An 11539-nucleotide genomic window follows, 5' to 3' on the forward strand; every position below is an offset into this window, starting at 1 on the left:
GGCGCCACCGTGTCGCCCCCCGCGCCCACCGGCCGCCGTCCCCGACGACGGAGACGACCGACCCTGTGGCGGGGGGTGGTCCTCGCCCTGGCGGCCGTCTACTTCCTCACCCCGTTGGTGGCCTCCTTCGTCTTCACCGTGGACACCCGCGACGGCGTCTCCTTCGACGCCTACACCGGTGTTCTCGGCGCCCGGGGCTTCACCGACAGCCTCCTGCTGTCGCTCTCCCTCGCGGTGGCCACGATCGCGCTCTCCCTGGCGCTGGCCGTTCCCGCGCTGGTGGCGGTGCGGTTGGGACCGGGGTGGTTGCGCCCGGTGGTGGAGACGGTGTGCACTCTGCCGCTGGTGGTGCCCCCGATCGCCCTGGTGGTGGGCATCAACACGGTGCTGCGATGGGGGCCGGAGCACCTGGCCCGCACCCCGCTGTACCAGACCTTCCTCGCGGTGCAGAACCCCACCTTCCCGGTGGTGCTGGTGCTCGCGTACACGGTGACGGCACTGCCCTTCGTGTACCGCTCCCTGGACGCCGGGCTGCGGGTGCTGGACGTGCGGACCCTGGTGGAGGCCGCCCGCAGTTGCGGTGCCGGCCGGTGGTACGCCCTGGCGCGGGTGATCGTGCCCAACCTCCGTTCGGCGCTGGCCGGCGCCTCCTTCCTCACGCTCGCGCTGGTACTGGGCGAGTACACCGTGGCCCGGCTGCTGGGATACCGGCCCTTCCCGGTGTGGATCGTGGAGATCGCCGACAGCCAGGGGCGGATGTCGGTCGCCGTCTCCATCCTGAGCCTGCTCGTCACCTGGGCGCTGCTGGTCGTGCTCTCGCGCGCCGGGGCCGGGGGAGCGGCCTCGGGCATCGCCGCACCGGCGGCCTCCGGCCGTCCCGTTCGAACCTCCCGCGACGTAAGGACTCCGCGATGACCGCCACCCCGCAGGCCCCGGTGGACCCGATCCCGGCGGTGCCGCCGCCCGCCGCGGTGGCGGCCGGTACCGCCGGCTCCTCCGCGCGCGTCGAACTCCGTGGCCTGCGACGCTCTTTCGGCTCCACCGTCGCCCTGGACGGGTTGGACCTGGCGATCCGTCCGGGTGAGCTGCTGGCCCTGCTCGGCCCCTCGGGGTGCGGCAAGACCACCGCCCTGCGCATCCTCGCCGGTTTCGAGCACCCCGACGAGGGTGAGGTGACGGTGGACGGTGCCGACATCACCGGGGTGCCCCCCAACCGCCGGGACACCGGCATGGTCTTCCAGTCCTACAGTCTGTTCCCCCACCTCACCGTCACGGAGAACGTCGTCTTCGGGCTACGGGTGCGTCGTGTCCCGGCCGCCCGGCGCCGGAAGCGGGCGGCCGAACTGCTGGAGCTGGTCGGTCTGCCCGAGCACGGTGATCGTTGGCCGCACCAGCTCTCCGGCGGCCAGCAACAGCGTGTCGCGCTGGCCCGCGCCCTGGCCCCGGAGCCCCGGGTGCTGCTGCTGGACGAGCCGCTCTCCGCGCTGGACGCCAAGGTTCGGCTGTCGCTGCGCGAGGAGATCCGGGGGTTGCAGGTGCGCCTGGGCATCACCACGGTCTTCGTCACCCACGATCAGGAGGAGGCGTTGAGCCTGGCGGACCGGGTGGCCGTCCTGCGCGCCGGCCGACTGGAGCAGTGCGCCGAGCCCGCGGAGCTGTACCGGAGGCCGGCCACGCCGTTCGTCGCCGAATTCGTGGGGACCATGAACCGTCTGCCGGGCACCCTGATCGACGGTGGTCGGCGGGTGGCGGTCGCCGCGCTGGGGGCGGAACTGCCGGTGGACGGCGCGCCGCCCCCGGGCGTCGGGGGAACCGGGGCGGCGGATGTGCTGCTGCGCCCCGAGTCCCTGCGGGTGACACCCGATCCGGAGGGCCGGGCGACGGTGGTCTCGGCCGCCTTCCTCGGTCCGGTGAGCCGGCTGCTCCTGGCCCTGCCCGGTGGTCCGACGGTGAAGGTGGACGTGCCCTCCCGGCGGGCCGTGGAGCTCGGCCCCGGCAGTCGGGTCCGGGTCGACCCGGAGGGCCACCCGGCGCTGGTGGCACCTCCGGTGGTGGACGCGGGTCGGTAGCGCGCCGGCTCCACCGTCCGGGGTGTTCTCCGGCCGTGCCCCGTCCCGTGCCCCGCCGTCGGTGGGTCGGTGCGGGGCGCGCGCCGTTCCCACCCCGGGTCGCCCCGCGCGCGAGCCGGCGGCGCTCGGATGAGCGCGTGATGCGGAACGCTCGACGCGTCTCCGGTACGTCTCCGGTGTGATGGTCGGCGTGGCCCGGGCCCCGGGTCGCCGAGCGCACCGTTCCGTACCACCCTGAAAGGGATGAATCCGGCGGCCCGACGGCCGCTCCCGCCCCCTCCGGGGTTTCGGCGTTCCGGCGAAAGGTTCGATTCCGGTGGGTGGGCGAGGGGTGAAAACGCCGCTTGGTGGCGTATGCGCGCTTGGTGAGCGTGATGCCCGCCACGAATGATGGCGATTATGCTCAGATGAGCGGTCGGCGGGGTAGCCTCCCGCTGTCAGGGCAGCCGTTCACGAGGAGTAGTCCCGTGCCGGAAACACGAACACGAGTACCCGCTGTCACCCTCGAAGCCGCGGCCCCCGCCGCTCCGCCGGTGAAGTACGTCTACGACTTCTCCGAGGGCCACAAGGACCTCAAACACCTCCTCGGCGGCAAGGGCGCCAACCTCGCCGAGATGACCAGGCTCGGTCTGCCCGTTCCCCCGGGTTTCACCATCACCACCGAGGCCTGCTGCGCCTACCTGGAGACCGGATCCGAGCCCCCGGAGCTCCGCGCCGAGGTGAGTGCGCACCTCGACGCGCTGGAACGCCGCATGGGCAAGCGCCTCGGGGAGGGTGACGATCCCCTCCTCGTCTCCGTCCGCTCCGGCGCCAAGTTCTCCATGCCCGGCATGATGGACACCGTCCTCAACATCGGTCTCTCCGACACCTCCGTGGTGGCTCTCGCCGCGCAGGCCGGGGACGAGCGCTTCGCCCTGGACTCCTACCGCCGGCTGATCCAGATGTTCGGCAAGACCGTTCTCGGTGTCGACGGTGACCTCTTCGAGGAGGCCATCGACGCGCTCAAGGCCGAGGCCGGGGTCACCACCGACATCGAACTCGACGCGGACCGCCTCACCGTCCTCGTCGACCGTTTCAAGGCGATCGTCCGCGAGCACGCCGGCCGCGAGTTCCCCCAGGACCCCCGCGAGCAGATGGACCTCGCCATCCGCGCCGTCTTCGACTCCTGGAACGGCGACCGCGCCCGCCTGTACCGGCGGCAGGAGCGGATACCCCACGACCTGGGCACCGCGGTCAACATCTGCTCCATGGTCTTCGGCAACCTCGGCCCCGACTCCGGCACCGGCGTCGCCTTCACCCGGGACCCCGCCACCGGACACCAGGGCGTCTACGGCGACTACCTGCAGAACGCCCAGGGCGAGGACGTCGTCGCCGGCATCCGCAACACCGTGCCGCTCGCCGAACTCGAACGCCTCGACAAGGCGAGTTACGACCAACTCCTGTCCATCATGGAGACCCTGGAGAACCACTACCGGGACCTGTGCGACATCGAGTTCACCATCGAGCGCGGCACCCTGTGGATGCTCCAGACCCGGGTCGGCAAGCGCACCGCCGCCGCCGCCTTCCGGATCGCCACGCAGCTCGTGGACCAGGGGCTCATCGACGAGGCCGAGGCGCTGCGGCGGGTCAACGGTGAACGCCTCGCCCAGCTGATGTTCCCCCGGTTCGACCCCGACGCCGAGGTCGAGCACCTCGCCTCCGGCCTCCCCGCCTCGCCCGGTGCCGCCGTCGGTCGCGTGGTCTTCGACTCCGCCACGGCCGTCGAGCGGGCCGCCACCGGCGAGGCCGTCATCCTGGTGCGCCGGGAGACCAACCCCGATGACCTGGACGGCATGATCGCCGCCGCCGGCATCCTCACCTCGCGCGGCGGCAAGACCTCGCACGCCGCCGTCGTGGCCAGGGGAATGGGCAAGACCTGCGTCTGCGGTGCCGAGGAGATCGAGGTGGACACCGCCGCCCGCCGGCTGACCGTCCGCCGCCCCGGCGGGGAGCCCGTGGTGATCACCGAGGGCGAGACGATCTCCATCGACGGCTCCACCGGCCGGGTCCACCGGGGTGAGGTCCCGGTGGTGCCGTCACCGGTCGTGGAGTACTTCGAGGGCCGCGTCGCCCCCGACGACCCGGGCGCCGACGATCTGGTGCGCGCGGTGGGTCGGATCATGGGCATCGCCGACGCCGCCCGCCGGCTGGAGGTCCGCGCCAACGCCGACACCGCGGCCGACGCAGCCCGGGCCCGCCGTTTCGGTGCCCGCGGTATCGGGTTGTGCCGCACCGAGCACATGTTCCTCGGCGAACGCCGCGGGCTGGTCGAGCACCTCATCCTCGCGGAGGGGGAGGAGGATCGCCTCAGGGCCCTGGACGCCCTGTTGCCGCTGCAACGGGCCGACTTCACCGAACTGTTCGAGGCGATGGACGGCCTGCCGGTGACGGTCCGGCTGCTCGACCCCCCGCTGCACGAGTTCCTGCCGGACCTCACCGAACTGTCGGTGCGCGTCGCGCTGGCCGAACGGAACGGCGACCACGGCGCGCTCGACGAGCAGGACCGTCGGCTGCTGCCCGCCGTCCGCCGCCTGCACGAGCAGAACCCGATGCTGGGGCTGCGCGGCGTGCGGCTGGGACTGGTCATCCCCGGCCTGTTCTCCATGCAGGTGCGGGCGATCGCGGAGGCCGCCGCCGACCGCCGGCTCGCGGGGGGTGATCCGTGGGTCGAGATCATGATCCCGCTGGTCGGCACGGTGCAGGAGCTCGAGATCGTCCGCGAGGACGCCGAGCGGATCGTCGCGGACATCGAGCGGGAGCGGGGCGTGGAGCTCGGTCTGAGCCTGGGCACGATGATCGAACTGCCCCGGGCCGCCCTCACCGCGGGCCAGATCGCCGAGTGCGCCGACTTCTTCTCCTTCGGCACCAACGACCTGACCCAGACCGTGTGGGGCTTCAGCCGCGACGACGTCGAGGCCAGCTTCTTCGGCGCCTACCTGGAGAAGGGCATCTTCGGCATCTCGCCGTTCGAGACGATCGACGTGGACGGGGTCGGCGCCCTGGTGCGCACCGCCGTCCGGGCCGGGCGCGCCGCCCGCCCCGACCTCAAGCTCGGGGTCTGCGGCGAGCACGGCGGCGACCCGGAGTCGGTGCACTTCTTCCACGAGGTCGGGCTGGACTACGTGTCCTGCTCACCCTTCCGGGTCCCGGTGGCCCGGCTGGAGGCGGGCCGGGCGGTGGTCGGCTGAGCCGACCGATCGCCCCGGCCCACCGGAGGACGCCGCCGCACCCCGACCCTCACCGCGGCGGCGGCCTCCGGTGACACGGGGGACGAGGGGGCGGTACCTGTGCGGAGGTGCCGCCCCCTCGACGTGCCCGGTCGCCGGGCCCCCGGGGCGCGGACCCGCTCACGCCCCCGTGGTACCGGTGGGTCGGACGCCGTCGTCCAGGGCCGCCTCGACCGTCGGGTGGGCGGGGAGGATTCCGTCCAGCCCCATGATGCTCAGCACCCGGGCGGTGTGCGCCGGGACGTTCACCAGCGCCACGCGCGCTCCCGCGTCCACGGCGCGGTGGCGTGCCGTGATGAAGCCGGTGATGCCGCTGGAATCGCAGAACTCCAGGCCGTCGAGGTCGATGACGAGGACCTCGCCGGGGTTGTGGGTCAGCTCGCGCAGCGTTCGGTGGAAGAGCTCGGCGCTGTGGAAGTCGAGTTCGCCGCGTACGGCCAGGATCGTTCCGTTCCGGATCCGCCGGATGCCGGTGATCAGCTCGGTCATGTGGGTGTCCCGGGGGCTTGCGGATGGTGCGGGGGAACACCGAGCGCGAGGAGCGCGGTGTCGTCGTCCGCTCCCGGGTCGAACGTCCCGAGCAGAGCGGTCGCGACGTCGACCAGATGATGGGCCCGCGCGGGTGCCAGGTTCTCCGCGAAGGTGAGCAGCGCGCGCTCACCGTAACGGGAGGACTCCGGACCGACGCGGGCCTCGGTGAGTCCGTCGGTGTACAGCAGGAGGGTGTCGCCGGCCCGCAGGGTGACCTCGGTGCCGACGAAGCGCGGGTCGGGCAGGACGCCGACCAGCACTCCGCCCGGGGTGGGCAGGTACTCCGCGCCACCGTCCGAGCGGAGCAGCAGGGCGGGAGGATGGCCGCCGCCGGCGAACCGGATCGAGTACGCGCCGGGTATGCCGTCCCCGTCGGTGTCCAGCGGACTCAGCGAACCGGCGATGACGGTGCAGTGGCGCGGGTCCCCACCGGCACCCCGTTCGTACAGGACGCCGTTGAGGACGTGCAGCGCGCCCACCGCGTCCGGTTCGTGCAGGACGGCGGCACGCAGGGTGTAGCGGATCAACGAGGTCACGGCGGCGGCCTCGGGCCCCTTCCCGCAGACATCGCCGAGGAAGAACCCCCACCGTCCCTCACCCAGCGGGAAGAGGTCGTAGAAGTCGCCGCCCAGGTGATCGGGGGAGGCGGTGTGGTAGTGGGCGGCGGCCTCCAGGTTCGGCACGGAGGGCAGGGAGGGCGGCAGGAGGCTGCGCTGGAGGGTGGCCAGAACCTCCCGGAGCCGGCGGCGTTCCCGCTCGGTGCTCTCCCGTTCCCGTTCGGCCGTCGCCGCGGCCTCCTCGGCCTCCCGACGGGCCCGCAGCAGTTCGTTCTCGTAGGCCCGGCGCTCCCTGGCGTCGAAGACGGTGGTGCGGATGAGCAGGTGTTGTCCGTCGGAGCCCTTCTTCACACCGGAGGTCACCAGGACCGGGAGCCGCCCGCCGTCGGCCCGGCGCAATTCCAGGGCGACGCCGGAGACCTCGCCCTGCATCCGCAGCAGCGGCGCGAAGTGGGTCTCGTGGTAGAGCCGGCCGCCGACGGTGAGGAGGTCCGAGAAACGCATCCGCCCCACCACCTCCTCGCGGGTGAGGCCCAGCCAGCCCAGCAGGGTGGTGTTGATCCGCGCGATCTCACCGTCCAGCAGGGTGGAGAGATAGCCGCACGGCGCGTGTTCGTACAGGTCCTCGGCACTGTCCTCGAGCAGTGCCGTGAAGCCCTCGGTGCCGGGCGTCGCCGGTCCGGCACCGGTCGCGCCCCCGCGCCCGGTGTCGCCGCCGTCGGCACCCGGCGGGGTCATCGGCCGCGCTCCCGGAGGAAGGAGAGGATCGCCCCGGCGGTGGCCTCGGGGGCGCTGAGATGGGGGCAGTGGCCGGTGGCCTCGAGCGTCACCAGCGTGCTGCCGGGGATCGCCGCGTGCACGTGGGCTCCGACCTCCCGCGGCGCGATGGGGTCCCGCTCGCACTCCAGGATCAGGGTCGGCACGCGCAGCCCCGGCAGCTCGTCGCGGGTGTCCGAGAGGAAGGTGGTCCGGGCGAAGACGCGGGCGATCGTCGGATCGGTGGCGCAGAAGCTCTCGGTCAGTTCCTCACCCAGCTCGGGACGCCCGGGGTTGCCCATGATCACCGGGGCCATGGCCGCCGACCAACCGAGGTAGTTGGAGTCCAGCGCGTCCAACAGCTCCTCGATGTCGGCCTCGGTGAAGCCGCCGCGGTAGCCGGTCCCGGGGTCGTCGAGGTAGCGGGGCGAGGGCGCCACCATCACCAGCTCGGAGAACAGGTGCGGGGCCCGGGCGACCGCCCGGACCCCGATCATGGCGCTGACCGAGTGGCCGACGAAGATCACGTCGCGCAGGTCGAGCTCCTCGCAGATCTCCAGGACGTCCCGGGCGTAACCGTCCAGGCTCGCGTAGCGCTCGGGGTTCCAGGAGGCGAGGTCGGACCGGCCGGAACCGACGTAGTCGAAGAGGACGACCCGGTACCGTTCGGCCAGCGCGGGCACCATCAGCCGCCACATGTTCTGATCGCACCCGAACCCGTGTGCCGGCATCACCACCGGGCCGTCGGGCCGGCCGGTGATCACGACGTTGTTGCGCCTGCGCACGTCCATGGGGACATCCTGCCACCGATCGGGCCCGTACGGGCGTGATCGTCGTCGAACGACGCGGGCGCGGCGAGCCGCCGGGAGGGACGGGCCGGGAACGGGTGGCCACCGCCGTGCCGACACCCCGCCGGGGTGGTCGACACGGCGGCACCGGATCACAGCGCGCCCGGTCGCAGCCGCTTGTCGATCGCCACCACCACCGAGGCCAGGGCGGCCAGGGCCAGCACCCGGGCCCAGGTGTCCGGGCCGATCGGCTCGGTGTGGAAGAGGGTGTTCATCACCGGCACGTAGGTGATGAACACCTGCGCGAGGATCTGCAGGCCCACTCCGAGGAGGATCCACGGGTTGGTGAAGAACCCCACCCGCCAGGCCGGTTGCCGCAGCGACCGGCAGCTGAAGAGGTAGAACACCTGAACCGCGATGACCACGTTCATCGCCGCGGTGCGGGCCGCCTCGTCGGAGGCACCGATCGAGCGTTCGTACGAGAACAGCCACATCGCCGCGGCCACGATCAGCACGCCCACCAGCAGCACCCGCAGGCCCAACGCCCTGGTCAGCAGGGGTTGCGAGGGGCTGCGCGGCGGCCGGTCCATGATCCCGCGCTCGCGCGGCTCGAAGGCCAGCATCAGCCCCAGCAGCACGGCGGTGGTCATGTTCACCCAGAGGATCTGGGTGGGCAGCACCGGCAGGGCGGTGCCCATCACGATCGCGGCGAGGATGACCAGCGCCTGTCCCATGCTGGTGGGCAGGATCCAGACGATGAACTTGGAGAGGTTGTCGAAGACGCCCCGGCCCTCCTCCACCGCCGCCTCGATGGTGGAGAAGTCGTCGTCCAGCAGCACCGCGTCGGAGGCCTCCTTGGCCACCTCGGTGCCGCCGCGACCCATCGCCACGCCGATGTCCGCCTGGCGCAGCGCCGGCGCGTCGTTCACACCGTCGCCGGTCATCGCCACGACCTCGTCGCTCTGCTGAAGGGCCTCCACCATCCGCAGCTTCTGCTCGGGGGAGACCCGGGCCAGGACGGTGGCCTCCCGCAGCGCGGTGCGGTACTCCTCCGGCGGCATGGCCGCCAGCTCCCCGCCGGTCACCACGGCGCCGGGCCGATCGGTGGGCAGCCCGAGGTCGGTGGCCACGGCCCGGGCGGTCGCCATGTGGTCACCGGTGATCATCTTCACCTCGATACCGGCCCGCCGGCAGGTGGCCACGGAGTCCCGGGCGGCGTCGCGCGGCGGATCCATCATGGCGTGCAGACCGGTGAGGACGAAGCCGGAGCCCGCTCCCTTCCCGTCGTGACTCTTCCCTCCGTGAGCCTCCCCGTCCTCCCCTTCACCCGCGCCGTTGAGGGAGCGAGCCCCGGCGGGGCCGGTCCGCATCGCGGTGGCCAGCACCCGAAGGCCGTGTCCGGCCAACTCCTCCACGGCCCGCTCCACGGCCTCCCGGTCCAACGGACGCGGCAGGCCGTCGGCGCCCATCTCCCGCTCGCAGATCGGCAGCAGGCCCTCCACGGCCCCCTTGACGAGGGTGACGGTGCCGCCCTCGGCGGGGTGTTCGTGCAGCGTCACCATGCGCCGCCGCCCGGAGCTGAACGGCACGGTGTCCAGCCGCGGCAACTCGGTGCCCACCCCGGCGGGGTCCAGACCCAGCTTGGCCCCGACGGCCAGCAGCGCACCCTCGGTGGGATCGCCGATCAGTTTCCACCGGTCGCGCTCCGCCTCGTGCGTCAGGCGGGCATCGTTGCAGGCGACGCCGGCCAGCAGGGTCCACCGCAGGGCTTCGCCGCCGGCGGTCGCGTCCGGCAGGGGTTCGCCGTCGGGGCCGACCACGGTCCCCTCCGGGGCGTAACCGGTGCCCTCCACGGTGAACACCGCGTCCGGGGTCCACACCCGCCGCACGGTCATCTCGTTCCGGGTCAGGGTGCCGGTCTTGTCCGAACAGATGACGGTGGTCCCACCCAGCGTCTCCACGCAGGGCAGGCGTCGGATGACCGCCTGACGCCTCGCCATCCGCGCCACCCCGATGGCCAGCGTGATGGTGACGACGGCGGGCAACCCCTCGGGGATGGCGGCCACCGCCAGCGCGACGGCCGCGGTGAAGGTGAGGCCGAGCTCGTCGCCGCGCAGCAGGCCCAGGACGAAGGTGACCGCGGCCAGGACGAGGATCGCGACCGTCAACACCTTGCTGAAGGAATCCAGCTTGCGGGTGAGCGGGGTGGCGAGGGTGTCGGCACCGCCCACCAGGCGGTGGATCTCCCCGAGTTCGGTCTCGCCACCGGTGGCGACGACCACGCCCGTGCCGGTGCCCCCGGTGACCAGGGTGCCGGACCAGATCATGTTCCGTCGGTCGGCGACGACCGTCTCCACGGGGAGGGCCGACTCGTCCTTGGACACCGGCAGCGACTCGCCGGTGAGGGCGGACTCGTCCACCCGCAACTCGGCCGGACGCACCAGCCGCAGGTCGGCGGGGACCTTGTCCCCGGCGGCCAGGTGGACCAGGTCGCCGGGGACAAGGTCCTCGGAGTCGACACTGTGCGGGACCCCGTCGCGCACCACCTTCGCCCGGGTGCGGACCATGGCGCGCAGCGCGTCCAGGGCGGCCTCGGCGCGGGACTCCTGGACGAAGCCGATCACCGCGTTGGCGAGCACCACGGCCATGATGACGGCGGAGTCCACCGGCTCGTCGAGCAGCAGGGCGACCAGCGCGGCCACCAGCAGCACGTAGATCAGCGGGTGGTGGAACTGTCGGAGCAGCCTGACCAGGATGCCGCTGCCGCCGGCCTGCGGCAGCGAGTTGGGTCCCCAGCGTTCCAGGCGGGACTTCGCCTCGTCGGAGGTCAGACCGCGGTCGGGGTCGGTCCCCAGGAGCAGTACGACCTCGTGCGTGTCCAGTCGGTGGGCCTCGGGGCGCCGCTCGCGGTCATCGGAACCCCCGCTTCCCCCGACCCCGTCCCGGATCCCGACGCGCCCGTCGCCGGCGGGGGCGCTCATGCCGCTGCGGGGGTCGACGGGACGGTGGTCCCGGGGGTCGTCCACCCTCGGCCGTCCCCGGGCGTGTTCGTCCCGGCGGGGTCGTACGACGAGGCCGGCGACACGAGAACAAGGGTGCGACCGGGCGGTTCGCGGCGGACGCTCCCGCGTGGCGGGCGCGCCCGGTGGGGCGGGGTGCCGGTGCCGATCGGGTCGACCGCTGATCGGCCGACGCCGATCTCGATGAGGGACGGGGGCGTTGTCCGGGACCGGGCCAGTACCACGGGACATCCCTTCGGAACATGTGGGGCCCGGTCGATCTCCTCCCGGGCCCGACGGGGGCGGGGTCGGTCTCGGCCGTGCCGCCCCCGGCCCGGGTGGTCGCGGGCCGGTCGGCCGTCCCGGTGGGGTGTGGGATCGACCGTGGTGGTCGGCCCCACCCGCCGGGACGGAATCGGAACGGTCGGCCGGTGATCTCCACGATACGGCCCGGGCCCGTCCGGCCCCCGTCGCCGACCAGGTCGCAGGATCCCCCGTTTCGGCCCTTGACATCGTTCTCGGTTGCCGTCGCTCCTCCGGGTCCCCTCGTGGCGGGGACGGCCCCGTTCGCGG

Annotated in this window: 7 protein-coding genes; 3 read left to right on the top strand and 4 right to left on the bottom strand. The window is 72.9% G+C overall.

The window, feature by feature from the left end; genetic code table 11:
• Positions 1-9 precede the first annotated feature (9 nt).
• From FNQ90_RS03865 to ppdK, 3 genes are all read left to right on the top strand, one after another.
• Entirely contained in the window at positions 10-915 is a 906-nt protein-coding gene (locus tag FNQ90_RS03865) for an ABC transporter permease (RefSeq protein ID WP_182604972.1), read from the top strand.
• On the top strand, positions 912-2069 hold the full coding sequence (locus tag FNQ90_RS03870) for an ABC transporter ATP-binding protein (protein WP_182604967.1): 1158 nt from the start codon (positions 912-914) through the stop codon (positions 2067-2069). The genes FNQ90_RS03865 and FNQ90_RS03870 overlap by 4 nt, the downstream gene beginning before the upstream one ends.
• Before the next feature lie 467 nt (positions 2070-2536).
• Complete coding sequence (gene ppdK / locus FNQ90_RS03875) at positions 2537-5296, top strand: pyruvate, phosphate dikinase (protein ID WP_407699302.1); 2760 nt, start codon at positions 2537-2539, stop codon at positions 5294-5296.
• A gap of 159 nt (positions 5297-5455) precedes the next feature.
• Here ppdK and FNQ90_RS03880 read toward each other — a convergent pair whose 3' ends face one another.
• The 4 genes from FNQ90_RS03880 to FNQ90_RS03895 form a co-directional block, all read right to left on the bottom strand.
• Entirely contained in the window at positions 5456-5824 is a 369-nt protein-coding gene (locus tag FNQ90_RS03880) for an STAS domain-containing protein (protein WP_182604969.1), read from the bottom strand.
• The gene (locus FNQ90_RS03885) at positions 5821-7161 is read right to left on the bottom strand and encodes a SpoIIE family protein phosphatase (RefSeq protein WP_182604970.1); all 1341 of its coding nucleotides are present in this window, start codon (positions 7159-7161) and stop codon (positions 5821-5823) included. The genes FNQ90_RS03880 and FNQ90_RS03885 overlap by 4 nt, the downstream gene beginning before the upstream one ends.
• Entirely contained in the window at positions 7158-7970 is an 813-nt protein-coding gene (locus FNQ90_RS03890) for an alpha/beta fold hydrolase (protein ID WP_182604971.1), read from the bottom strand. Before FNQ90_RS03890 ends, FNQ90_RS03885 begins: the two co-directional genes overlap by 4 nt.
• Before the next feature lie 149 nt (positions 7971-8119).
• Positions 8120-10993, bottom strand: a complete 2874-nt coding sequence (locus tag FNQ90_RS03895) for an HAD-IC family P-type ATPase (RefSeq protein ID WP_323379764.1) — start codon at positions 10991-10993, stop codon at positions 8120-8122.
• Positions 10994-11539 lie beyond the last annotated feature (546 nt).

It is taken from the genome of Streptomyces alkaliphilus (assembly GCF_014141535.1).
In the GTDB taxonomy this organism is placed as follows: Bacteria; Actinomycetota; Actinomycetes; order Streptomycetales; family Streptomycetaceae; genus Streptomyces; species Streptomyces alkaliphilus.

Bases quoted from the DNA above. Each gene is read 5' to 3' on its own strand.
- FNQ90_RS03870 (WP_182604967.1), top strand. From the start codon at position 912: ATGACCGCCACCCCGCAGGCCCCGGTGGACCCGATCCCGGCGGTGCCG.
- FNQ90_RS03880 (WP_182604969.1), bottom strand. From the start codon at position 5,824: ATGACCGAGCTGATCACCGGCATCCGGCGGATCCGGAACGGAACGATC.
- FNQ90_RS03885 (WP_182604970.1), bottom strand. From the start codon at position 7,161: ATGACCCCGCCGGGTGCCGACGGCGGCGACACCGGGCGCGGGGGCGCG.
- FNQ90_RS03890 (WP_182604971.1), bottom strand. From the start codon at position 7,970: ATGGACGTGCGCAGGCGCAACAACGTCGTGATCACCGGCCGGCCCGAC.